Source organism: Hydrophilobacter chitinilyticus, from assembly GCF_049860745.1.
GTDB lineage: Bacteria > Pseudomonadota > Gammaproteobacteria > Burkholderiales > Burkholderiaceae_C > Rhodoferax_B.
In genome coordinates, this window is the sequence record NZ_CP187561.1 from 4102492 (window position 1) to 4126682 (window position 24191).

The window sequence follows — 24191 nt, forward strand, 5'->3', positions numbered from 1 at the left end:
ACCAAGTGAAAGCCCTCGGAAAGACCATTCACTGCTTGAGAAGTCGAGCCAAGCTCGCCGCCAACTCTTCCAACTTGCTGAGGTTGTGCACCGCCAACATAGCGTGGGCGCGACTGTGCAACTGTGCCGCGCCGCGTGCCAGCGGCGCGTAGCCGTCGAAGCGCAGCAGCGGGTTGAGCCACAACAAACGACGGCAACTGCGGCGCAGCCAGTCGAGTTCTTGCGCCAGCGCGGCGGGCTCGCCGGTGTCCAGTCCATCTGTGATAAGCAGCACCAATGTGCGCCGGCCCACCAGGCGGCGACCGTGTACGGTGCGAAGGGTTTTCAGGCTTTCACCCAACTGTGTTCCACCGGCGAAATCGACGATCTGTTGGCCAGCGGCGGCCAGCATGGCGTCGGTATCGGCCAAACGAAACGCGCCGGTAAGGTCGGTGAGTTGGGTGCCGAAGGCGAACACGTCGCGATGCACACCCTGGCCCTGTGTGGCGGCGTGTAAATAGGCCAGCAGCAGACGCGCGTAGCGCTCCATCGAGCCAGACACATCCACCAGCACCAACAGCGGCAACGGCTTTTGGCGGCGCGTTAACTTCGCCAGCACGGCCAGTTCGCCACCGTGCCGCGCGGCCTGCCGCAACACACCCGGCCAATGCATGCGCGCGCCGCGTTCGCCGGGGCGGGTGCGGCGTTGATCCACCTGTGGAATGGGCAGCGCGATGTCGCGCGCCAAGCGCTCCACCAGGTGGTATTCGGTGGCCGACAAGGCGTTGAAGTCAGCGTGCTGCAGGCGCTGCACATCGCTGGCAGTCATGGCCGCGTCCAGCTCGACCTTTTGGTCTTCGGGCTTGGGGCGCGCCAAAGGTTGCGGGGCGCGCGGCGGCGACAAGGCTTCGCGCACACGCGGGCGGCGCTTGCTCGGCTCGGCTTTACCCTCAGAACTGGGCAGCATCTGCGCCAGCAGTTTGTGCGCGATTTCGGGGTCGCGAAAATAAGCATCGAACACTTCGCGGAACACCATGCGGTCTTGCTCTCGGCTCACCAACACGGTCTCCAGCGCGGCGCTCACATCGTCTTTTGCTCCCAGGCCCACGGCTTGCACGGCGTCCACGGCGAGTGCCATGCGCGCGCTGTCGATGCGCACGCCGGCGCGGCGCAAGGTGCGGCTGAAGCCGACGAAGTTGGCGGTCAGCTTGCCAGATCGCGCATCACCGAGCTGCATACGAAGAACGGGTTTAGGCCGCTTCAGGCTTCAACAAATCGCGCGCCATGTCGCTGGTCAACGCGGCCACATCTTCACGCTGCTTGAACAGAATGCCGGCCGTGTCGGCCACCACTTCGGGGTCAACCTCCAGCGTGTCGAGCGCGACCAAGGCCTTGGCCCACTCCACGCTCTCGGCAATGCCGGGCGCGCGTTGGAAAGCGCTGGCAAACGGCGCACTGCGCAGGCGCCCCACAAAGTCTGCCACCTGCTGCGTGAGAGTTGTGCTGGCCTCGGGCACTTGGGCGCGCACGATGGCAAGCTCGCGCGTGCGGTCGGGGTAGTCAAGCCAGTGGTAGAGGCAGCGGCGTTTGACCGCGTCGTGCAGGTCGCGCGTGCGGTTGCTGGTGAGCAGCGTGACCGGCGGCACGATGGCGCCGATGGTGCCCATCTCGGGAATGCTCACCTGGTACTCGCCCAGGTATTCGAGCAAGAAGGCTTCAAACGGCTCGTCTGCGCGGTCTACCTCATCGATCAACAAGACAGCGCCGGGCGCTGGGGTTTGCAAGGCTTGCAGCAACGGGCGGCGCACCAGGTAGCGTGGCTGGTAAACCTCACGCTCCAAGGTCGCGCTGTCTTCCAGTCCTTCAGCGGCACGCATGTGCAGCAGTTGTGCGGCGTAGTTCCATTCGTACAGCGCCTCGCGCAACTCCAAGCCGTCGTAACACTGCAGGCGCAGCAGTTGGCGTTGCAAGGCCAGAGACAAAGCTTTGGCTAGCTCGGTTTTGCCCACGCCGGGCTCGCCTTCGAGCAGCAGCGGGCGTTGCAGCTTCAGCGCCAGGAACACGGCCGTGGCGAGGCGCCGGTCGGCGTAGTAGCCCACGGCTTGCAGGGCCGTGATGACGGCATCAATCGACGGCCAGGGCGATGGCAGAGACAAGGTAGAAGGCATCAGGAGACAGTCCTCAGCAGCGGTAGAGCTATGAATAGCATAGCTGCTGCCGCGCTCTGCCGCTGCGTGAGAAGCCGAAACTTCGTAAAGATCAGCCCAGCGCCTTGGTCACCGCCCGCTGCGTTTGCACGCTGATCAGGTTGGCGCGGAAAGCGGCGCTGGCGTGCAAGTCGCTGCTGAGTTCGCTGGCGTCGATGGGTACGGCGGCCGCAGCATCGGCGGTGAAGTTCGCGCTGAGCGCCGCCTCCAACCCGGCGTGGCGAAACACGCCATTGCCGCCGCCGGTAACCGCCACACGCACACCGGCTGCGGTTTGCGCCACAAACACGCCGATGAGTGCAAAGCGCGAAGCCGGTTGCCGGAACTTCAAATACGCCGCGCGCTGCACCACAGGGAAGCGAATCGCGGTGATGACTTCGCCCTCTTCCAACGCCGTGGTGAACATGCCTTGGAAGAAGTCGTCGGCCGCAATGTCGCGCTGGTTGGTGCGCACCGTCGCGTTCAGCGCCAGCACCGCGCTGGGGTAACAGGCGGCGGGGTCGTTGTTGGCCACCGAGCCGCCGAGTGTGCCCATGGCGCGCACTTGTTTGTCGCCGATGTGTCCGGCCAGGTCGGCCAGCGCGGGCAAGGCGTTGCGCAGTTCCACGTTCTCGGCCACATCGCAGTGGCGGGTCATGGCGCCGATGACAAAGGCATCGCCATCGCGTTGAATGCCCGCGAGTTCTTTCAACACACCCAGGTCAAACAGCGTGCCGGGCTGAGCCAGGCGCAACTTCATCGAGGCCAGCAAGGTTTGCCCGCCGGCCAACAACTTGGCGCCTCCGGCGGCACCTGCAGCGGCTTCGGCCACGGTCTTGGGACGTTCCAGAGTGAATGCGTACATGATTTGATTCCTTCAGAACATTAAGGTTTGGCGGCTTGGATGGCGGCCCACACACGGTTCGGCGAAGCAGGCATGTCGAACTCTTTCACGCCCAGGTCTTTCAACGCATCGAGCACGGCATTGATCACCGCCGGTGGCGAGCCTATCGCCCCCGCCTCGCCGCAGCCCTTGGTGCCCAGCGGGTTGTGGGTGCACGGCGTGCAAATGGTGTCGATGTGGAAGACCGGAAAATCATCGGCGCGCGGCATGGCGTAGTCCATGAACGAGCCCGTGAGCAACTGGCCGGTGTGAGGGTCGTACACGCAGTTCTCCAGCAGCGCCTGGCCAATGCCTTGCACAATGCCGCCGTGCACTTGGCCTTCCACCACCATGGGGTTGATGATGGTGCCGAAGTCGTCCACCGCCGTGAAGCGGTCGATGCGCACCACGCCGGTGGCGGGGTCAACTTCCACCTCGCAGATGTAGGTGCCGGCCGGGAAGGTGAAGTTGGTCGGGTCGTAGAACGCGGTCTCGTTCAGGCCGGGCTCCAGCTTATCGAGCGGGTAGTTGTGCGGCACGTAGGCGGTCAGCGCCACCTGGCCGAAGGTCACCTTTTTGTCGGTGCCCTTGACGGTGAATTCGCCCCCGGCAAACTCCACGTCGGCGTCGCTGGCCTCCATCAAATGCGCGGCAATTTTCTTGGCCTTGGTCTCGATTTTGTCGAGCGCTTTCATGATGGCCGCGCCGCCCACCGAGATGGAACGCGAGCCGTAGGTGCCCATGCCAAACGGTACACGCCCGGTGTCGCCATGCACCACGTCGACGGCATCGACTTCAATACCCAGGCGCGCCGCCACCACTTGCGCAAAAGTGGTTTCATGCCCCTGGCCGTGGCTGTGTGAACCGGTGAACACCGTCACGCTGCCCGTGGGGTGCACACGCACCTCGCCGCATTCAAACAAACCCGCACGTGCGCCCAAAGCACCGGCGATGTTGCTCGGCGCAATGCCGCAGGCTTCGATGTAGCTGCTGTAGCCGATGCCGCGCTTCAAGCCCTTGGCCGTGCTGGCGTCACGCCGTGCGGCAAAGCCCGCCACGTCGGCCAACTCTTCAGACTTGGTCATGGCACCCAGGTAGTCGCCCACGTCGTATTGCAGGGCCACTGGCGTTTGGTAGGGCCAGGTGTTGATAAAATTGCGCTTGCGGATTTCATCCTGGCTCAAGCCCATGTCCCAGCCGCAGCGGCTCACCAATCGCTCTAACAAGTAGGTGGCCTCGGGCCGGCCGGCACCACGGTAGGCATCCACCGGCGCGGTGTTGGTGAACCACGAATCCACCTCCACGTAAATTTGCGGCGTACGGTATTGGCCTGCCAGCAAAGTGGCGTAGAGGATAGTGGGCACGGCACTCGCAAAGGTGGACAGATAGGCGCCGAGATTGGCATCGGTGTGCACCCGCAGTGCCAGGAAGTGGCCGTCCTTGTCCATCGCCATTTCGGCGTGGCTCACATGGTCGCGGCCATGGGCGTCGCTCAAGAAGGCCTCGCTGCGGTCTGCCACCCACTTGATGTTGCGGTTGAGCTTTTTCGACGCCCAGGTCAGGCACACGTCTTCGGCGTAGAGATAAATCTTCGAGCCGAAACCGCCGCCGACATCGGGGGCGATCACGCGCACCTTGTGTTCGGGCAGGCCCAGTACAAAGGCCGTCATCAACAAGCGCTCAACGTGCGGGTTCTGGTTCGACACGTAGAGCGTGTATTCGCCCGTGGCGCGGTTGAAGCTGCCGATGGCGACGCGTGGCTCCATGGCGTTGGGCACCAGGCGGTTGTTCACCAGGTCGAGCTGGGTGACATGCGCCGCACCAGCAAAGGCCGCATCCACGGCAGCCTTGTCGCCAATGGCCCATTTGAAGCAATGGTTGTCGGGGGCAATGTCGTGCAGCGCACTGCCCTCGCGGGTGGAGCCCACGGCGGCATCGAGCACGTTGACCACGGCCGGCAGCGGCGTGTAGTCCACTTCCACCAACTCGGCCGCATCGCGCGCTTGCTGCAATGTCTCGCCCACCACCATGGCCACGTGGTCGCCCACATAGCGCACTTTGTCTAGCGCCAGGATCGGGTGCGACGGCTCCTTCATGGGCTCGCCGTTGGTGCTGGTGATGAGCCAGCCGCAGGGCAAACCGTTGATCTTGTCGTTCGCCACATCGGCGCCCACCAGCACCCCCACCACGCCGGGCGCGGCGCTGGCGGCAGTGATGTCGACCTTGTTGACTTTGGCGTGTGCGTGCGGCGAGCGCACAAACACCGCGTGGCATTGGTTGGCCAGCACCACGTCATCGGTGTATTGGCCGGCGCCGGTCAGGAAGCGGTAGTCTTCCTTGCGGCGAATGTCGACCCCGATGTGGGGTAGTTTGGCGAAGTCGGCTGCTCCCATGGTGTGTCTCCTACGGGTGTTGTTGGAGGGAGCAGACTCAAGCTGTCACCGCGGCACCGGCCATGACGGCAGCGCCCTGGTGCACGGCTTTGACGATGTTTTGGTAGCCGGTACAGCGGCAGATGTTGCCCTCCAACTGCTCGCGGATCTCGGTCTCGCTGGCGTGCGGATGGCGCGTACACAAATCCACCGCACTCATCACCATGCCGGTAGTGCAGTAGCCGCATTGCAGGCCGTGGCAGTCTTTGAAGGCGGCCTGCATCGGGTGCATGGTGCCGTCTGGCGCGGCCAGGCCTTCGATGGTGGTGATGTCGGCGCCCTCGGCCTGCGCGGCCAGCACGTTGCACGACTTGATGGAGCGGCCATTCATGATCACGGTGCACGCGCCGCACTGCGCCGTGTCGCAGCCCACGTGGGTGCCGGTCAGGCGCAGGTTTTCACGTAGCGCGTGAACCAATAAAGTGTTGGGGGAACAGTCAACGTTGGCAGCCTTGCCGTTGACTTTGAGTTGTACCTGCATAGGAAGACTCCATCTGTGGGTGAACCTGAGGCAATGCTGAACAAATCCTCTCGGCGCCCGCATCCCCGGTGTGGGCAGCCTGCGGCGTTGCAAATCCTCGCCATAGCACGGGCTATGGCGAGGATTTGCGCCTAGCAGTCCCTCCCACCCCAGGGCGCGGCCATCCGAGGGGATTTGTTCAACATCGCCTTGAACAAAGCGAACTTCATTGTTGAACCCACCAACCGACAGCCGACTAGGCAAAACCCTAGGTCATCGCGGTTTCACGCGGGCAAGGCGATCACTACGGCCGATGCGTCCAGCGTGACCCATGCACGGCTGCGCGCGCGCAGGCCGTTGCCAGGTGCAGCGAAACCGACCAACTGAATCCCACCAGCCAGTTCAACCGCAATCTCGTCTGCAGCCTCGTCGCGTGAGACACGGCTGACGCGTCCCGGCAGGCTGTTTTCAACCTCCGGCTCTTTGCCCTCTACCTTCACCCCCGTGGCCTTGGCCAACGCCAGCACCATCTGCCCCGGCTGCAGCGCCAGCAGCTCGGCGCTGGTTTGGGTGATGCGCGCCACCAACTGGTCGTCGCCCGCCAGTTGCAGCGTCACGTTGACCATCTGCCCGTGGCGCTGCAACTGCTGCACGCGGCACGGAAACTGGTTGCGCATGCTGGTGCGCAGCAGCGTGGTGGGCAGGCTGGGAAAGTCGGCGGACAGCGCGTAAGGCGATTGCAGCACAGCCAACACCTGTTGCCGCGCCTCGTCCAGCTTTTCAGCACCCGCCAGCAACGCCTTACCCGCAGCAGTAATGCGTGCACCGCCGCCACCGGCACCGCCCACAGCACGTTCCACCAAGGCCACGCCCGCCAGGTTGGTCAAGGTGTCGATGGCCTGCCACGCAGCCTTGTAGCTCACGCCGGCCTGGCGCCCGGCTTCCGATATCGACCCGCCTTGGGCCACCAGACGCAGGATTTCGATGCGTTTGTCGGTGCTGGCTTGGCCCAGGGCATTGGCGAACGATGGTGTGGTGGGGGCGTCTTCAGGCATTGCCATATTGTGCGCGGCCTGCTGTGACAAAAACAGGATGCTAGACTTTCGCTATTCCAAATTGGAACAACGAAATTGCTGTGCATGCACAGCACATTGACTTCACAGGAAACACCATGACGCGTCCTCTTCTCTCAGGTCTTATCGCTGGCCTTCTCGCTTCTTTCGGCACGTTGGCCGCAGCCGACACCGTGCAAGTCGCCGTCGCTGCCAACTTCACGGCGCCCATGAAGCAAATCGCCGCCGACTTTGAGAAGGCCACCGGCCACACCGCCGTGTTGTCGTTTGGTGCCACCGGCAAGTTCTACGCGCAGATCAAGAGCGGCGCGCCGTTCGAAGTGTTCCTGTCGGCCGACGACGAAACCCCGGCCAAGCTGGTGCAAGAAGGCGGTGCCGCTGCCGACAGCCGTTTCACCTACGCCACCGGCAAGCTGGTGTTGTGGTCGGCCAAAGAAGGTGTGGTGGACGCACAAGGCGAAGTGCTGAAGAAAGGCAGCTTCGCCCACCTGGCCATCGCCGCACCCAAGCTCGCACCCTACGGTGCCGCTGCTGTCGAGACGCTGACACAACTCGGCCTGCTCGACACCTTGACGCCAAAGCTGGTGCAAGGCGAAAGCATCGGCCAGACCTTTGGCTTTGTGACCAGCGGCAATGCCGAGCTGGGTTTTGTGGCGCTGTCGCAAGTGTTTGAAAACGGCAAAATCAAGAGCGGATCGGCCTGGATCGTGCCTGCCAAACTGCACGCCCCCATTCGGCAAGACGCCGTGATTCTGACCAACGGCCAAGGCAAACCTGCCGCCGCCGCACTGGCGACATACCTGAAGAGTGATGCCGCCAAGGCGGTGATTCGCGCTTACGGCTACGAGGTATAAACCTCGGGATGCCCACGCCGTCTCACCTCAGCGCCATCTGGCTCACACTGCAACTTGCGGGACTCACCACCGGTATTCTGTTGTTGATTGGTTCACCCCTTGCGTGGTGGCTGGCACGCACACGCTCGTGGTGGAAAGGCCCCGTCAACGCCCTGGTGGCGCTGCCGCTGGTGTTGCCGCCATCGGTGCTGGGGTTTTATTTGCTTGTGGCGATGGGGCCACAAGGGCCGGTGGGCCAACTCACACAGGCGCTGGGTATTGGCTTGCTGCCCTTCAGTTTTGCGGGCTTGGTGGTGGGCTCGGTGCTGTACTCGTTGCCGTTTGTGGTGCAGCCGATTCAGAACGCGTTTGACGCGCTGGGCCGCGCGCCGCTGGAAGCCGCCGCAACTTTGCGCGCCTCGCCGCTCGACACTTTCTTCAGCGTCGCCCTTCCCTTGGCGCGGCCTGGTTTCCTGACCGCCACCGTCATGGGCTTTGCCCACACCGTGGGTGAGTTCGGCGTGGTGCTGATGATTGGCGGCAACATCCCCGACAAGACCCGTACGGTGTCTGTTCAAATTTACGACCACGTGGAAACACTCGAATACGCCCAGGCCCACGGCCTCGCCGCCGGCATGGTGGTGTTCTCGTTTGTGGTGCTGCTGGCCTTGTATGTGCTAAACCCCACAGGCGGCCACCGGGTGGCGCGGGCATGACGGCCGCCGCAATGCAGGTGGGCGTGCAGGCCGCCATCAAAATCCAACACCCCGGCTTTACTTTGGACGTGGACCTGGCCCTGCCCGGCCAAGGCGTTAGCGCGCTGTTCGGCCCTTCCGGCTGCGGCAAGACGACCACGCTGCGTGCCATTGCCGGGTTGGAGCGTGCGCCGGGTGCGCGCGTGATGGTCAACGGAGAAGTCTGGCAAGACGACGCGCAGAATATCTTCAAACCGGTGCACCAACGCCCCTTGGGTTTTGTGTTTCAGGAGCCGCGCCTGTTTGCGCACCTGGACGTGCGCGGCAACCTCGAATACGGTCTGCGCCGCGTGCCTGCCGCCCAGCGCCGGGTGTCACTCGACCAAGCGGTAGAACTGCTCGGCATTGGCCACCTGCTGACGCGCCGCCCTGCAGCCCTCTCCGGCGGCGAGCAGCAACGCGTCGGCATTGCACGCGCGCTGGCCACCAGCCCGCGCATGTTGCTGATGGACGAGCCCCTGGCTGCCCTCGACGCTGCACGCAAACGTGAAGTGCTGCCGTATCTGGAACGCCTGCACCGCGAGTTGGACATTCCGGTGCTGTATGTGAGCCACGCGATCGACGAGGTGGCGCGTCTGGCCGACCACCTGGTGCTGATGGAGCAAGGCCGCGTGCGCGCCAGCGGCCCCACCACCCAAGTGCTGACCCAACTGGATTTACCGCTGGCCCACGGCGAAGGTGCGGCCGCCGTGGTGCAAGCGACGATTGCCGGGTTCGACACCGACTACCAGTTGCTGCACGCGGATTTTGAGGGTGGCCGTTTCAGCCTGCCCTACACCCGACACGCAGAAGACACGTTGGTGGTAGGCCACCCGGTGCGGCTGCGCATTGCGGCGCGCGACGTGAGCCTGACCCTGGTGCACCAGCAAGACACCAGCATTTTGAACATCTTGCCCGGTACAGTGGCTGAGCTCGTGCCCGATGGGCAAAGCCAGGTGATGGTGGGCTTGCAAATCAAAGAGACGCGGCTATTGGCCAGTGTGACCCGCCGCTCAGCCGACCTACTGGGGCTGCATGTGGGGCAGCCCGTTTTCCTACAGGTTAAAGGCGTAGCCCTGCTGGGTTGAACTGGGGGTCAAGCCCGGAGGCGTAACCGGGCCCCAGGTCCTCTACGAAACCCTCGCTGCGGTAGAGCAGCGACTCAAGCCATTGTGCTGACACGCCGTCGCTTTGCGCCGGAGCGGCATGGGTTGCGGGCGCTTGCGCAGCCAACCGTTGCGGCTGCAGCATGCGGGCTGAAGAAGGCAAGAATCGGCTCAACATCGGGACACCTCGTGACCTGCAACATGCAGATGACGGTAGTGTGTGCCCCGAATGTTTCAAACAGACGACAACTTTGTTTCAGCCGCGTTTGTGCAAGTTTGCCCGACGAACGGTTACTTAATAAGTACCTGGGTAGGCGCCGCCGTCCGGCAAGATGTTTTGACCCGTCATGTAACCGGCATGCACGCTGCACAAGAAAGCGCAGATGGCGCCAAACTCTTCCGAGTTGCCAAAACGCTTGGCCGGAATGGCGTTGCGGCGGCTATCGACCACAGACTCCAGCGGCTGGCCGGACTTGGCGGCAGCGCCCTTCAGGTTGGTTTGCAGGCGGTCGGTGTCAAAGGCGCCTGGCAGCAGGTTGTTGATGGTCACGCCCTTGCCCGCTAGGCTGCTGCGCGACACACCGGCCACAAAACCAGTCAAGCCGCTGCGTGCGCCGTTGCTCAAGCCCAACGTGTCGATGGGCGACTTCACCGCGCTGGAGGTGATGTTGACGATGCGGCCAAAACCGCGCGCGGCCATGCCGTCCACTGTGGCCTTGATCAGCTCGATGGGCGTCAGCATGTTGGCGTCTACCGCCTTGAGCCAGGCTTCGCGGTCCCAGTCGCGGAAGTCGCCGGGCGGCGGGCCGCCAGCGTTGGTCACCACGATGTCGAAGTCTTTGCGCGCGGCAAACACGGCGGCGCGGCCTTCCACGGTGGTGATGTCGGCGGCTACGGCCAGCACTTGGGCAGCAGCCGGGCGCAGCGGGTCGGCGCGCAACTCGGCGGCCGTGGCCTCCAGCGCTTCAGCGCCGCGCGCCACGATTACCACGTTCACACCTTCGCGCACCAGCGCCTGCGCGCAGCCTCGGCCCAAGCCCTTGCTCGCGCCACCCACCAAAGCCCACTTGCCAGCAATACCTAAATCCATGATGGTTCCTTCGTATGTGTTCTTGTGAAATCTCTTGTCAAATCGTCAGCGGCGAAATGATACGTGGCCGTCAAATTCCCTTGGGGCGACGCGTGAACACAAAAATCCCCACCATCACCAGCACCGTGCCACTCGCCACCCAGGCGGTGAACGGTTCGCCCAAGATCACCACGCCCATCAAGATGGTGGACAGCGGCCCCACCAAGCCAAGCTGCGCCGCCGCACCCGAGCCGATGCGCTCAATCGCCATCATCACCATCAACACGGGCGCCGCCGTGCAAGCTGTTGCGTTGAGCACCGACAGCCACACCACCTCGGGCGCCACCACGGCGGCCGACATCGGGCGCAAGATCACAAACTGCAAGAGGCAGAAGAAACACGCCACACTGGTGGCCAGCCCCGCCAGGCGCAGCGAGCCCAGGCGTTTGACCAAGCTGTCGCTGTAGACCAGATACAGCGCGTAGCTGATGGCGCTACCCAGCACCAGCAACGTGCCCAGCGCGGTGTTGGCCCCCTGCAGCGTGACCTCATGGCCAAACACCAGCAGCACACCGGCATAACTGATGGCCATGGCCACCGCTTGGCGGCGCGTGATGCGTTTGCCGTACAGCGCCCAGCCCAACACCATGACCAACGTGGGGTTCAGGTACAGGATGAGCCGCTCCAGCGAAGCGCTGATGTACGCCAACCCGGCAAAGTCGAGAAAGCTCGCCAGGTAGTAGCCGGTGAGGCCCAACCCCAACACGCCAATCCAGTCTTGCCGCGTGAGCGCGGGCTTGCCCCGGCTGCTCCACCACGCCATGGCCAGGAACAGCGGCAACGCAAACAACATGCGGTACATGATGAGCGTGACCGCGTCCACGCCGTAGCGGTAGGCCAGCTTGATGATGATGGCCTTGCCGCTGAAGGCGATGGAGCCGCCGAACGCCAACAGCATGCCGATAGCTACGTTTTTGCTAGCAGCTTGCGCCTTTGTAGTGTGCGCCAGAGGCACATTTGGTTCTAATTTTTCAGACATTCCGATTCAATTCAAAAGCACGCGATCAGCGGGGTTCAACAAATGCTCAGCGCGCATCGCTGAACATCTTGTGGTGCAGCCGCCGCATCGACCACCACACCGACAAGCCCACCACCGGAATGGCCGCCGCAGCCGTGGTCTCGGCGCTCCAGGGCCAGCCCAATGCGTGACCACCTTTGGCCAAGTAACTCACCAAGCCGACGATGTAGTACGTGATGGCCGCCACCGACAAGCCTTCCACCGTGGCCTGCATGCGCAGTTGCACACCTTGGCGTTGGTTCATCGCGGTCAACACGCCCTGGCTGCTTTGCTGTTGCTCGATCTCCACCCGTGTGCGCAGCAAATTGCTGACGCGCGAAACGCGTTGCGACAAGGCATCTTGTCGGCGCCGCACCCATTCACAGGTGCTGCGCGCGGGCGACAGGCGGCGCTCCATGAACTCGCGAATGCTTTGCATGCCACCCAACCGCACTTCGCGCAGGTCGGCGATGCGTTTGTCGACCAGCTCAAAATAAGCGGCGCTGGCCGAGAAGCGCGAATGCATGGCGGCGTATTGGCTTTCTACCTGGCCCGCCAGGCGCGTCAAGCGGTCGAGCAGCAAAGGCTCGTCGTTGCGGCAGGCGGTGCGGATGGCTTCGGCCAGCGCGGCCAGTTCACGCTCGGCCACGGCCAGATCGTGCGCAGCTTCGCGCGCCACCGGCAGGCCCAGCAGCGCGGCCATACGGTAGGTTTCGATCTCCAGCAAACGCTGCACGTTACGGCCCACGCGACGCGGTGACAGGCCACGGCCAAACAGCAACATGCGCGAGAAACCATCGGCGTGCAGCACGTAGTCGGTGTAGACCTCGGCCTGTCCACCGGCGATGGTCGAGCCGACCAGCGTGTCTTCTTGCAGCAGACCTTTGATCAACAAGCTCTGCGGCGTGGCGGCGGTGGCGGGTAACGGCAACGTTTGCTGATCGGCGAGCGGGCCGTCCGCGCCATTCACGCCCTCTTCGCCGTCTGGCGTTGGTGCATCGGCACCAGGCAATGCCCACAAGTGCAAGCCGACCAGACATTGGCCCGGCAGCGCGGCCACCCAATCGGCGGGCACCACATCCAATGCCGTGTGTATGGGGTCTGCACCCGCTTCCATCGCCCCCTCCAGCGCGCGCATGAAGGTGTAGGTCACAAACTCGGTGTGCATTTCCCAGCGCAGACGGTAGGCGCCAAAGTCCAGGCGCAGGTGGATGGCGTCGGCTGCTGACGCCGCGCGCTGCGCCTCGCTCAGCCGTTCAAAAAGCATTTGCCGGCTGGCAGCACGCTCGGCAGCATCACACACCATCACGATGTGCGAGATGGCCTGCGGCATGGCGATCGGCTCGGGCGGCCGGGCGTGGATTTCGCTGTGCAGGGCTTGGCGCAGCGGGTGCAGGCGTGGGGTCGGCGTGGGCATGAGGCGAATGACGTGAGGATCACACAAGGGTTCTGCCTGATTGTGGCGCAGTTGCCTCGCCCAAAAGCAAAACGGCACCCGAGGGTGCCGTTTTCAAGCCGGTTTGGCCGCCGCCATTGACGATGTCCTGGATCGTCAATAGTGCGGATTCAGCTTTGGTTCAAGCCATCAGTCTTCCACAAACGCTTCTTCGCGTTTGCTCTTCACCGCAGGCAGCAGCACGATGATCACCAGCACAGCCGCCGCCACCAGCAAGCCGGCCGACAGAGGACGCGTGACAAACACGCTCCAGTCGCCACGCGACAAGAGCAGCGCACGGCGCAGGTTTTCTTCCATCATCGGGCCCAGGATGAAGCCCAGCAACAGCGGTGCAGGTTCGCAGCCCAGCTTGTGGAACAGGTAGCCCACGAAACCGAAGATGGCAACCATCCAGATGTCGAAGGTGTTGTTGTTGGTGGAGTACACACCAATCGCACAGAACAACACAATCGCCGGGAACAGGTACTTGTAAGGCACGGTCAGCAGCTTGATCCACATGCCGATGAGTGGCAGGTTCAAGATGATCAGCATGGCATTACCGATCCACATCGACGCGATCAGGCCCCAGAACAGTTCCGGGTTGCTGGTCATCACCTGGGGGCCAGGCTGGATGTTGTGGATGGTCATGGCGCCCACCATCAACGCCATCACGGCGTTTGGCGGAATGCCCAGCGTCAGCAACGGGATGAACGAGGTTTGTGCACCGGCGTTGTTCGCCGATTCAGGACCAGCCACACCACGGATGTTGCCCTTGCCGAAAGCGATTTCGCCGGGCTTCATGCGCATCTTCTTCTCAAGCGTGTAGGCTGCAAAAGCTGCCAGCAACGCGCCGCCACCGGGCAAGATACCCAGAGCAGAGCCCAAGGTGGTGCCGCGCAACACGGCAGGCGTCATGTCCTTGAAGTCTTGCTTGGTGGGCCACAGGCCTTGCACGTTGGCCGTGAACACTTCGCGCTCTTCTTCAGGCTGCGACAGGTTGGCAATGATTTCGCCGTAACCGAACACGCCCATGGCGATGGCCACGAAGCCAATGCCGTCGGTCAGCTCAGGAATGTCGAAGCTGAAACGTGCCACACCGGAGTTCACGTCGGTACCGACCAGACCCAAAAGCAAGCCCAACACGATCATCGCAATGGCCTTGAGCAGCGAGCCCGAAGCCAAGACCACGGCACCGATCAGGCCCAGGATCATCAGCGAGAAGTATTCAGCGGGGCCGAACTTGAAAGCCAGTTCGGTCAACGGCGGCGCGAAGGCGGCCAGAATCAGCGTGCCCACAGAACCGGCAAAGAACGAGCCCAAGCCAGCAGCCGCCAGCGCGGGGCCCGCACGACCTTGGCGCGCCATCTGGTAGCCGTCAATACACGTGACCACCGAGGACGATTCACCTGGCAAGTTCACCAGAATGGCGGTGGTGGAGCCACCATATTGGGCGCCGTAGTAAATACCGGCCAACATGATCAGCGCCGACACCGGAGGCAGCGCGTACGTGGCAGGCAACAGCATGGCGATGGTAGCCACTGGGCCGATACCGGGCAGCACCCCGATCAGCGTGCCCAAGATACAACCGATCAGCGCATACAACAGGTTGATCGGCGTGAAAGCAACGCCGAAACCCAGCGAGAGGTTAGCAATCAAATCCATGTTCTATTCGTCCTCAACCGGTGATGAAAGTTGGCCACACCGGGATCTGCAACTTGAGCAGCACGATGAACGCGAGATAACTGCCAGCGGCCAGAATCGTGGAGAGGATCAACACGGGCTTGAGCTTGAACTCAGAGCCAGCCAAGCTGGAGATGATGGTCAACGCATAGATGGCGATGATCATGCCCATGTGCGGCACGTTGATGCTGGGCAAGCCGCCAAGCAACACACCGAACACCAGGTTGGCGCCCAGAATGAGCGCCAATGGACGCCAGGCCCACTTGCCAATCTTGTCGCCGCCTTCGGTTTCTACCACCAAGGCGTTGAACATGATGATGAGGCCCAAGATCGCCATGAGCACACCCAGCATCAGTGGGAAGTAACCAGGTCCCATGCGGGCGCCATTGCCGACGGTGTAGTTGGTGGACCCCCAAGCAAAGATGGTCCCCACTGCAGCGAACATGACGCCAGAAAAGAAATCCTTCTGACTTTTGATTTTCACGTAACGTTCCCTCGAGAATTTTCGATCGTTGCATTGTGTTGGCAGCCGACCCTGTTCGCGATGTGGATTCCACGTAACGCCACCCTCGGGAGAACCCGATGTGCCACCTGTGGTGAACACTAAAGAAGGGGTTTTATCGGTACGGCGCTCGCCATGGCCAGGTAACCCGCGCGGTTGGGGTGCACGCCGTCGCCTGCTCCGCCGACGGCGCTGTCCGGGATGAAGGCCGCATGCATACGGCCGGTTTCGGCGTCGAAGGTGGCGACATCGAAATCGGCCACCGCATCAAACAGGCCCCCATTTCGAATGAATGCATTCAATGCTTGCCGCTTGCCTTCTTGCTGGGACGAACCATGATTGGCAATGCTGGCACCGAGCACACAGTGGTTGGTGGCTCCCACAACCGTCACGCCGGGCAGCGCAACGCGCAAGCGCGTCACCACCTCGACCATGACCGCCTGCACCTGCGCTACCGAGGCTTGGCCCATTTCGCTGAAGTCGTTCGTGCCTTCTGGCCAGATCACGCTGGTGACGCCGGACAGGCTCAACACGTCGCGCGCCAACCGGTCGGCCATGGACGGGCCGCCCGCAAAAGGCTCGGCTAATGAATAGGCTTTCGGGCCCGCGATGCGGTTGCCGCCAATGCCCGCATTCAACACGGCAATGCGGTTGCCGTGCCGCGCCTGCAGCCGGCGCGCCAACACGTCTGGCCAGCGGTCAAAACCATTGAGCGTGGAGGCCGAACCATCGGTGATGGAGTCGCCCATGGCCACCACCACGCGGGTGTCCGCAGGCGCCATCACGTCGATGGCATCCAGAAAGAACCACGACGTGGTGCTGTAGGGGAAAGCCTGTTCGTCTTCCAGGTGCCCCGCCGCCCCCGCGCCCGGCGGCGTGAGGTACGAGGTGCCCATGGCTTTGGCGTGCCAAGTCATGGGACCGGACGTACCGAGCACATGGAAGCTGACCGCGAGTTTGTGGGCGCGCAGCAGCGGGCTGTCCGCATCGTCCACCAAGGGCAAGCGCACGGGGTCGCTCCAGGCCCAGGTGCCAGGCGCCAGGGTGAGTTCATCGCGGCCGTCAAAAGTGACTGGCTGGTTACTGCCCGGAATCAACCCCGCAGAACTGGACGGCATGCCTAAATAAATGCCGCTGAAGCGCACGGCTTGGCTGCCAAAGGCATTCGTCAGCCTGATGCGAGCCACGCGCCCCCAGATGGTCGGCTTGACGATGAGCCGAAAGCTCTGGTCGCGCGCGCCCTGCGCCGGGTTGGGGAACGCAAAGTCCAGGCATGGCTGCGCGGTGGCGTTGCCGGAGGGGTAAGGGCCGTGGGCCGAAGCGCACCAGGTGGTGGCCCAGCGCGGCGTCTCGTCAGATGAAGGCCCCGTAAGGCTGCGGTTTAAATCGCTCACTCTAAAACGATCTTGCCCACTTCAATCACCTTCTTCCAGCGCGCGTACTCGGCCCGTTGGAACGCGGCAAACTGCTCGGGCGTGTTGCCCACCACCTCAAACCCGGCCGATACAAACTGCTGGCGCACCTTGGGGTCGGCCAGCGCCTCCACCACGGCGGCCTGGATCTTGTTGCGCAGCTCTGGCGGCAAACCATGCGGGCCGACCACGGCTTGCCAGGATGTGACCTCGGCATCTGTCACACCGGCTTCGGCAAAGGTGGGCACATCGGGCAACACGGCGGAGCGCTTGTCGCTGGTGACGGCCAGAGCACGGAACTTGCCGCTGCGGATGAAAGGCAAGCCTTCGTTGATGTTCTGGAACGAGGCGTCCACCTGCCCTGCCAACAAATCGTTGGCGGCGAGCGAGCTGCCTTTGTACGGCACATGCAAGCCCTGCGTGCCCGTGCGCTGCCACAGCAACTCGGCGTTCAAGTGACCGCTGGAGCCGCTGCCGGCCGAGGCAAAACTCATCTTGCCGGGGTGCGCTTTTTCATAGGCGATCAGGTCGGCCAAGGTCTTGAAGGGAGACGCCGCGTTCACCACCAGCACATTGGGCGTTTGGACGGCCACGGTGATGGGGTCGAAGTCTTTCAGCGCGTCGTACGGCAGCCCCTTCATCAAGTGCGGCACGATGACTAGCGGGCCGAGCGAAGTCACCATCAAGGTGTAGCCATCGGGCGCAGCTCGCTTCACCATCGCCGCACCAATGGTGCCAGTGGCACCCGCGCGGTTGTCCACCACAAAACTTTGGCCGGTTTTCTCGGTCAGCTTGATGCCGATGGCGCGCGCCACGGCGTCGGTTGAGCCGCCGGCGGGAAACGGCACGATCAATGTGACGGCTTTGCTGGGCCAGGCTGGGGCTTGGGCATGAACGGCGGGTGCCCATACGAGTGCCGAGGCGGCCAGGAGAGTGGCGGCCGAGCACAGCCCCAAGAGTTTTTTCATGGAATTTGTCTACTTGCGGATATAGGAATAGTTGGATGCTGCCGCGTACATCAAGCCGAACACAGCATAAAATGGTAGCGGTACCAATCTCGATGGTAGCGGTACCAAATTAAACTGTCAACACGCTTTGCACGGCCACGCCACAGCAGCTTCAGCAGGCAGAAAGGGGTTTAAGCGCTGGCGCGCTCGATAATGGAAAAGCCGACGTCGACAATGGGCTCAGGCACTTCCTGCCCTTCCGCACGCGCAATCAAGAACCGCGCGGCGTGTTCGCCAATGGCGCCGCCGTTGATGCGCACCGAGGTCAGCGCGGGCTCCACATCGGCCACAAAGTCGAAGTCGCCGCAGCCGATGATGGCCAGTTGCCGGGGCACCTCGATGCCGCGCGCCAGGGCTTCGGTCAACACGCCCAGCGCCAGCAGGTCTGAGCTGCAAAACACCGCATCGGTCTCTGGCGCTTGTGCCAGCAAACGGCCCAGCGCCTCACGGCCGCTTTTCAGCTTGCGCGAGGTGGCCACATCCACCACCGCCACGGCACCCAAGCCACGGCGCTGCGTGTTCTCAGCAAAAGCTCCGGCACGACGTTGCGCGCGCTCGTCGTTGGCGGTGACCAGCCCTAGGTGTTTGCGGCCACGGTCAACAAAGAAGTTGGAGACCGACTGGCCGATGTCCACGTGTGAAAAGCCCACCAGCATGTCGATTGGCGTGGGCGTCAAGTCCCAGGTCTCGACCACCGGAATGCCAGACGACAGCAGCTTGGCGCGCCCACGCTCCGAGTGCATGATGCCGGTGAGCAAAATGCCGTCGGGCCGGCGGCCGATGATGGATTCGAGCAAGGCTTCTTCGCGCTCGGCCGAGTAGCCGGTCTGCCCCAGCATCAACTGGTAGCCCGCCAGAAACAAGGCGTCGGTCAAGGATTCGATGGTCTGCAAGAACGCCGACACGGCCACCGTGGGCACGATGGCCGCGATCAGCCGGTTGCGCGACGATGCCAGACTACCGGCCATCAGGTTGGGCACGTAGCCGGTGCGCTGCACGGCGTCGGCCACCTTGTCGCGCACTTCTTGCGACACCTGGTGGGGCTGCTTCAGCGCACGCGAGGCGGTGATGGGCGCCACACCGGCGAGCGCAGCCACGTCGCGCAGCGTCACCGCACCGCTGCCCCGGCGTGTGCGTTTCACGGGCGCAGCCGTTGGTTGGCCAGCCGTCTTGGGCAAGGCGCCGCTCACTCGATCGGCGGTGTCGCGCTCAACACCTCTTCCAGCGTGGTCAAGCCTTCGGCCACCCGCAGCACCCCGGCCAGCCGCAGCGGGCGCATGCCGTCTTTTACGGCCTGGCGGCGCAGCGTGTCGATGCTCGGCGACTGGTTCACCAGTTGCTTGAAGGGCTCGCCCACGGTCAGCAATTCGTAGATGCCCATGCGGCCCATGAAGCCGGTCATGCGGCAGTCCACGCAGCCCACGGGTTTGTAAGGCGTGTAGCCCGCGTGGCCTTCGGTGGCGTTGATCTTCCAGGGGCGGATGACTTCGTTGAGCTGCTCGGGGCGCATGGCCGTATCGGGCTCGCGGCACTGCTTGCACAGCGTGCGCACCAGGCGCTGCGCCAACACGCCCAAGATGGTGGCGTTGAGCAGGTAGGCGGGAATGCCCAGCTCCATCATGCGCGTCAGCGCCGAGGGGGCATCGTTGGTGTGCAGCGTGCTGAACACCAAGTGACCGGTGAGCGCGGCCTGCACCGCCATCTCGGCCGTGGCCAGGTCGCGGATTTCGCCCACCATGATGATGTCCGGGTCTTGCCGCATCAGCGCGCGCAAGCCTTCGGTGAAACCAAAATCAAGCTGTACCTGCACCTGCGTCTGGTTGAACGACGGCTCGATCATTTCAATCGGGTCTTCAATCGTGCTGACGTTGACCTCTTCGGTCGCCACGCGTTTCAGCGTTGAATACAGCGTGGTGGTTTTGCCCGAACCCGTGGGCCCGGTCACCAAGATGATGCCGTGCGGCCGCGACACCAGCGACTCCCAGCGGCCCGCGTCATGCGGCGTGAAGCCCAGGCCGTCGAGATCTTTCACGGTGGTGTCGGGGTCAAAAATCCGCATCACCATTTTTTCACCAAACGCGGTAGGCAGCGTCGACAAACGCATTTCCACTTCGTCGCCACGCGGGTTGCGGGTTTTGATGCGGCCGTCCAGCGGGCGGCGCTTTTCCACCACGTCCATGCGGCCCAGCAGCTTGATGCGCGCAATCATTGCGGTCATCACGCCCATGGGCATTTGGTAGACCGGGTGCAGCACGCCGTCGATACGGAAGCGGATCACGCCCTGCTCGCGCCGGGGCTCCAGGTGGATGTCGCTGGCACGCTGGTTGAAGGCGTATTGCCACAGCCAGTCGACCACCTGCACAACACCCTGGTCGTTCGCGTCGAGCTGTTTGCTGGTGCGGCCCAACTCCACCAGTTGCTCGAAACTGGCGCTGCTGGCACCGCCGGTTTTCTGCGCCGCCTTGACGGACTTGGCCAGCGCATAAAACTCGGCCGTGTAGCGGTGGATCTCCAGCGGGCTGGCGACCACGCGGCGCACCGTGCGGCGCGATTGGCGCTCCACCTCAGAAATCCAGTCGGTGAGAAACGGCTCACACGTGGCCACCACCACTTCGGTGTTGGTGACCTGCACCGGCAGCACCTTGTGGCGCTCGGCATAGACGGCGCTCATGGTGTCGGCCACTTTGCCCACTTCCACACGCAACGGGTCGATGCGCAGGTAGGTCAGGCCGGCATAACCAGCAAGCCATTGCGTGAGCATTTCAATGTCCAGCGGCTTGCCGTCGCTGGCACGGCGCATGGCCACGCTGGCCAGCCGCACCAGCGCGGGTTGCGCACTTTCAGCCTGCGAGCAGCGGGCGGTGGTGCGCTGCACCTCTTCGGCGTCAATCACACCATCAGCCCCGAGCCACTGCACCAGCACGCGCCAATGCAGCGGGCCGACGTAGTCCGTTTTGGCTAAGGCCTTTGGCGCTGGGGCAGGTGGGGCAGTTGGGGATGTTTTGACGCTCATGGCTGCACGGGCTTGAATACTTTTAACCACTTGGCGGCGGGCAAGCCCCAGCGCGTTTGGATGGCGGCGGCACGCTCGGCCAGCAAGGCCTTGTCGGGGCGGCTGGCGGTGCGCTGGGCCAGCACCACGGTATTGCCTTCGCGTGTGGGCTTGAAGGCCCACACGGCATCGGCGCCAAACGCGGCCTTGATTTTTTCCAGGCTCTGCGGATAGCTCGAATCTTCGCCAAACAGGTTGACGGTCATGCAGCCTTCTTCGTTCAGCAGTTGGCGGCAATCGGCGTAAAAGGTTTCGCTGTCGAGCACCGGGGCGGCGGCGTCCTGGTCATACAGGTCGACCTGCAAACCGTCTACCGTGCCAATCCACTCGGGGTCGCGCACATGCACGGCCGCGTCGCCGATGATGACCTTCAGGCGCTCGTCGTCCGGCGGCAGCTTGAACCAGAAGCGGCAGGCCGACACCACCTGCGGGTTGATCTCGATCACCGTGGTGCACATGCGCAGCTTTTTGCGGCTGAACTTGGTGAGGGCGGCTGCGCCCAAGCCGAGCTGCATGCAGTGGCGCTTGGCCACGCTGCTGGGCGGCACAAACAGCAACCAAGCCATCATGCGCTGCACGTACTCCAGCTCGATTTCAAACGGCGAGTTGAGCAGCATCGAGCCCTGTACCCATTCGGTCCCCAGGTGCAGGGTGCGCACGTCGCCGTAGTCAGAGAAGTTGACTTCGGGCAGAGGGGGAGCTTTGGCTTTGGGAATGCGGGTCATCGACAAATAAGTTTTAGGAAGGAATCAATCCGTGTTGCAAAAATGCGCTGCGCCATGCGTCCAACTTGCGCTCGAACGACCAAGAGGCATTGGCCGGGCTGGTCGACGGCAACTTGTAGACCGGCAAGCCAAAAGCCTGCAGGTGATGGGCATGGCGAAAACTCTCGGCGCCATTGTGCGCCACGGCCGTGAGCCCCGTGCAACGCTGGCGTAAAGCTGCGAAGTCGTTGACCACCGGATTGCGGATCTTCGCGTCCAGGCTGCCTTCGCGCTCGCAACTGGCGTACACGTCCCACACGCCCACCCCCTGGCCCAGCAGCCAGGCGGTTTTGAAAGCGTAGCTGCCGGTGCGAACCTGCTCCACATCGGCCTGAAACAGCGTCGCCAAAATGCGCCAGAACTGGTTTTGCGGGTGCGCGTAATACTGCTGCGCCGCCAACGAGGCCGCGCCCGGAAAGCTACCCAGCACCACAAGCTGGGTGTTGGGCGCCACCAGCGCGGGCAGGCCCTGAAGACGCTCGCCCATAGTCATCGCTTCTTTCATGGCCTCACTCATGGTTTCACCAGCCCTTGCAGCTTGGGCAAGGCGGCCACGGCGTTGCGGCTGGTGGCCGCAGCCACCTCAGCCACGGGCAGGCCACGCAATTCGGCCAGCACCTCGCCAATGCGCGGAATCTCGTCCGGCGAGTTGATGCCCTGGGGCTTGCCCTCAGAGCGCTCGGCGGCGGTGGTGTAGAGCCAATGCGGCGGGATGTCGGGGGCGTCGGTCTCCAGCACGATGGCGTCCAGCGGCAACTCGGCCGCCAAGCGGCGCAACTGGCGCGCAGGCTCAAAGGTCATGGCACCGCCAAAGCCGAGCTTGAAGCCCAGGTCAAGAAATGCCTGGGCCTGCTGCGCGCTGCCGTTGAAGGCGTGCGCAATGCCGTGCCAGGCCTGGCCTGATGCAGCCCCGGCCAACGGCCGAACCTGGCGCAAGTGCTTTAGCAGTTGGTCGGCACTGCGGCGCACGTGCAGGATCACCGGCAGACCGTGGCGGCGCGCCAGCTTCAGTTGTTCGCGGTAAAAGTATTGTTGGCGTTCCAGCATCGCGGGCTCGGTCAAGGCGGGCACAAACAGGTCAAGGCCGATTTCGCCAATGGCGACCAAACGCGGGTCGTCGCGCCAGCGGGTGAGTGCAGCATCCAGCTGCACCAAGTCGGACTCCTGTGCTCGCGGCACAAACAGCGGGTGAATGCCCAGCGCGTAGGCGTCACCAGTGCTGTGGGCCAGTTGGCGCACGGTGTCGAAGTTGACCACCTCTACCGCCGGAATCACGCAGATCGCTACGTCTTTGGTAGCAGCCTGCGCACGCAGGGTGCGCGCCAGCGCATGGTTTTCGCCAAATTCAGGCGCGTCGAGATGGCAGTGTGTATCGATCCACATGGGGCTGCACTGTACAGGCTGTACGGGCGCTTCTCGCACCGCACCGTGGTTGGCACAACGAATGCATGCAGTCGATTGAAAAGCGTGGTAATGTGAAGTCGAGCGCGGCATTTTTTGCCCCTTCAGCAACCAACCAATCACAGGTGATCGGATGCGCAGGCCAGCCCTCTACAGCAGTTCCAGCCGCCCCACGCCCAGCGCGGCAGCGGCTCCTGATACCAGCACGGCAGCTGCACAGCCTGCCGAGCGAGCGGCGGCATCCGAGCCTGCGGCCAGCGCCACGTCTTCCCCCGTCCCGATCAGCGCGCCCGTCACCCGCCGCGCCCGTGCAAAGCGTTGGCTGGCCCAGCGGCAAATGCAGATGATGTGGCTGACCATGCTGCTGCTCGGCTGTGCATTGGTGGCCAGCGTCAGCTTTCAAATGCGCCCGGGCGCTCGGCCGCTCACGCAAAAGCAGATCGACGCCGCCGTGCTGCACACGCTTGATACGCAGGTACTACCGTCTCAAGCGGCCAAAGCGGCCGAAGCCATTCGCCCGGCGGTGGTGCGGGTGAACGGCTATATCAAGGGAAAAAGCGGCAAGGCCGACGTGGAGTACGGCGTGGGCACCGGGGTGGTGATCGTCGACAAGGGCATCATCCTGACCAATCTGCACGTGGTGCAAGGCGCGCAAAGCATCAAGGTGACGTTCTTTGACGGCTTGGAATCTGAAGCCTATGTCACTGGCCTGCAACCCGAAAACGATCTGGCTGTACTGCAGGCCAAGCGCATTCCAGACGACATGATCGCCGCCACCATGCGCTCCACGGGCGACCTCGCTCCAGGCGATCAGGTGGTGGCCGTGGGCTTTCCGTTCGGCATTGGCCCATCGGTTTCATCGGGCGTGATCTCGGGGCTGAAGCGCAGCTTTAAGTCGCCAGAGGGCAAACAAGAAATGACCAATCTGATCCAGTTTGACGCGGCAGCCAACCCCGGCAATTCGGGCGGGCCGCTGGTCACCATGGATGGCGAGGTGGTGGGCATCGTCACTGCCATTTTGAACCCCACGCAGCAGCGCACCTTCATCGGCATTGGCTTTGCCGTGCCGATTGAAAACGCAGCCTCGGCCGTGGGTTTGCACCCGTTTTGATTCCCTGAATTCTTA

Annotated in this window: 22 protein-coding genes; 4 read left to right on the plus strand and 18 right to left on the minus strand. The window is 63.3% G+C overall.

All coding sequences use genetic code 11. The features are described 5' to 3' along the window. Positions 1-28: 28 nt before the first annotated feature. The 6 genes from ACPWMG_RS18205 to ACPWMG_RS18230 form a co-directional block, all read right to left on the minus strand. Positions 29-1216, minus strand: coding sequence for a vWA domain-containing protein (locus ACPWMG_RS18205; RefSeq protein WP_483300893.1), 1188 nt, complete (start codon positions 1214-1216; stop codon positions 29-31). A gap of 13 nt (positions 1217-1229) precedes the next feature. Then, positions 1230-2147 (minus strand): AAA family ATPase, encoded by a 918-nt coding sequence (locus tag ACPWMG_RS18210; protein WP_483300894.1) that lies wholly within the window; start codon positions 2145-2147, stop codon positions 1230-1232. 91 nt (positions 2148-2238) lie between these two features. After that, positions 2239-3030, minus strand: a complete 792-nt coding sequence (locus ACPWMG_RS18215) for an FAD binding domain-containing protein (RefSeq protein ID WP_483300895.1) — start codon at positions 3028-3030, stop codon at positions 2239-2241. 20 nt (positions 3031-3050) lie between these two features. Beyond that, positions 3051-5441 carry a xanthine dehydrogenase family protein molybdopterin-binding subunit gene (locus ACPWMG_RS18220; RefSeq protein WP_483300896.1) on the minus strand — a complete coding sequence of 797 codons (2391 nt, stop codon included), beginning with the start codon at positions 5439-5441 and terminating at the stop codon, positions 3051-3053. 37 nt (positions 5442-5478) lie between these two features. Beyond that, entirely contained in the window at positions 5479-5961 is a 483-nt protein-coding gene (locus ACPWMG_RS18225) for a (2Fe-2S)-binding protein (RefSeq protein ID WP_483300897.1), read from the minus strand. 263 nt (positions 5962-6224) lie between these two features. Beyond that, a complete protein-coding gene (locus ACPWMG_RS18230) occupies positions 6225-6995 on the minus strand; it encodes a TOBE domain-containing protein (RefSeq protein ID WP_483300898.1) in 771 nt (256 codons plus the stop codon). A 116-nt stretch (positions 6996-7111) separates the two neighbouring features. Here ACPWMG_RS18230 and modA point away from each other — a divergent pair, with 116 nt between their 5' ends. The 3 genes from modA to modC are packed head-to-tail and all read left to right on the plus strand — an operon-like array spanning position 7112 to position 9668. Then, positions 7112-7867 carry a molybdate ABC transporter substrate-binding protein gene (modA, locus tag ACPWMG_RS18235; RefSeq protein WP_483300899.1) on the plus strand — a complete coding sequence of 252 codons (756 nt, stop codon included), beginning with the start codon at positions 7112-7114 and terminating at the stop codon, positions 7865-7867. A gap of 8 nt (positions 7868-7875) precedes the next feature. Further along, positions 7876-8562, plus strand: coding sequence for a molybdate ABC transporter permease subunit (modB, locus tag ACPWMG_RS18240; RefSeq protein WP_483300900.1), 687 nt, complete (start codon positions 7876-7878; stop codon positions 8560-8562). Beyond that, positions 8559-9668 (plus strand): molybdenum ABC transporter ATP-binding protein, encoded by a 1110-nt coding sequence (modC, locus tag ACPWMG_RS18245; RefSeq protein WP_483300901.1) that lies wholly within the window; start codon positions 8559-8561, stop codon positions 9666-9668. Before modB ends, modC begins: the two co-directional genes overlap by 4 nt. A gap of 313 nt (positions 9669-9981) precedes the next feature. Here modC and ACPWMG_RS18250 read toward each other — a convergent pair whose 3' ends face one another. The 12 genes from ACPWMG_RS18250 to ACPWMG_RS18305 all read right to left on the minus strand — a co-directional run bounded on the left by ACPWMG_RS18250 (position 9982) and on the right by ACPWMG_RS18305 (position 23047). Beyond that, the gene (locus tag ACPWMG_RS18250) at positions 9982-10776 is read right to left on the minus strand and encodes an SDR family oxidoreductase (RefSeq protein ID WP_483300902.1); all 795 of its coding nucleotides are present in this window, start codon (positions 10774-10776) and stop codon (positions 9982-9984) included. Between the two features lie 70 nt (positions 10777-10846). Next, positions 10847-11713 carry a DMT family transporter gene (locus ACPWMG_RS18255; RefSeq protein WP_483300903.1) on the minus strand — a complete coding sequence of 289 codons (867 nt, stop codon included), beginning with the start codon at positions 11711-11713 and terminating at the stop codon, positions 10847-10849. A 127-nt stretch (positions 11714-11840) separates the two neighbouring features. Then, complete coding sequence (locus tag ACPWMG_RS18260; protein WP_483300904.1) at positions 11841-13229, minus strand: DUF3422 family protein; 1389 nt, start codon at positions 13227-13229, stop codon at positions 11841-11843. A gap of 168 nt (positions 13230-13397) precedes the next feature. After that, positions 13398-14909, minus strand: coding sequence for a tripartite tricarboxylate transporter permease (locus ACPWMG_RS18265; protein ID WP_483300905.1), 1512 nt, complete (start codon positions 14907-14909; stop codon positions 13398-13400). Positions 14910-14922: 13 nt separating this feature from the next. Continuing rightward, a complete protein-coding gene (locus ACPWMG_RS18270) occupies positions 14923-15411 on the minus strand; it encodes a tripartite tricarboxylate transporter TctB family protein (RefSeq protein ID WP_483300906.1) in 489 nt (162 codons plus the stop codon). A gap of 119 nt (positions 15412-15530) precedes the next feature. Continuing rightward, positions 15531-16823: a GDSL-type esterase/lipase family protein gene (locus ACPWMG_RS18275; RefSeq protein WP_483300907.1), complete on the minus strand. Its 1293-nt coding sequence runs from the start codon at positions 16821-16823 to the stop codon at positions 15531-15533. Then, positions 16820-17809 (minus strand): Bug family tripartite tricarboxylate transporter substrate binding protein, encoded by a 990-nt coding sequence (locus ACPWMG_RS18280; RefSeq protein WP_483300908.1) that lies wholly within the window; start codon positions 17807-17809, stop codon positions 16820-16822. Before ACPWMG_RS18280 ends, ACPWMG_RS18275 begins: the two co-directional genes overlap by 4 nt. A gap of 170 nt (positions 17810-17979) precedes the next feature. Beyond that, positions 17980-18990 (minus strand): LacI family DNA-binding transcriptional regulator, encoded by a 1011-nt coding sequence (locus ACPWMG_RS18285; RefSeq protein ID WP_483300909.1) that lies wholly within the window; start codon positions 18988-18990, stop codon positions 17980-17982. Positions 18991-19034: 44 nt separating this feature from the next. Continuing rightward, the gene (tfpB, locus tag ACPWMG_RS18290) at positions 19035-20861 is read right to left on the minus strand and encodes a type IV pilus assembly ATPase TfpB (RefSeq protein ID WP_483300910.1); all 1827 of its coding nucleotides are present in this window, start codon (positions 20859-20861) and stop codon (positions 19035-19037) included. Then, positions 20858-21625 carry a spermine/spermidine synthase domain-containing protein gene (locus ACPWMG_RS18295; protein ID WP_483300911.1) on the minus strand — a complete coding sequence of 256 codons (768 nt, stop codon included), beginning with the start codon at positions 21623-21625 and terminating at the stop codon, positions 20858-20860. The genes tfpB and ACPWMG_RS18295 overlap by 4 nt, the downstream gene beginning before the upstream one ends. A 13-nt stretch (positions 21626-21638) precedes the next feature. Then, positions 21639-22169: a DNA-deoxyinosine glycosylase gene (locus ACPWMG_RS18300; protein WP_483300912.1), complete on the minus strand. Its 531-nt coding sequence runs from the start codon at positions 22167-22169 to the stop codon at positions 21639-21641. An 8-nt stretch (positions 22170-22177) separates the two neighbouring features. Beyond that, entirely contained in the window at positions 22178-23047 is an 870-nt protein-coding gene (locus tag ACPWMG_RS18305) for a TatD family hydrolase (RefSeq protein ID WP_483300913.1), read from the minus strand. Positions 23048-23198: 151 nt separating this feature from the next. On the opposite strand from ACPWMG_RS18305, the gene ACPWMG_RS18310 reads away from it, so the two are divergent. Next, a complete protein-coding gene (locus ACPWMG_RS18310) occupies positions 23199-24176 on the plus strand; it encodes a S1C family serine protease (protein ID WP_483300914.1) in 978 nt (325 codons plus the stop codon). The last annotated feature ends 15 nt before the right edge of the window (positions 24177-24191 follow it).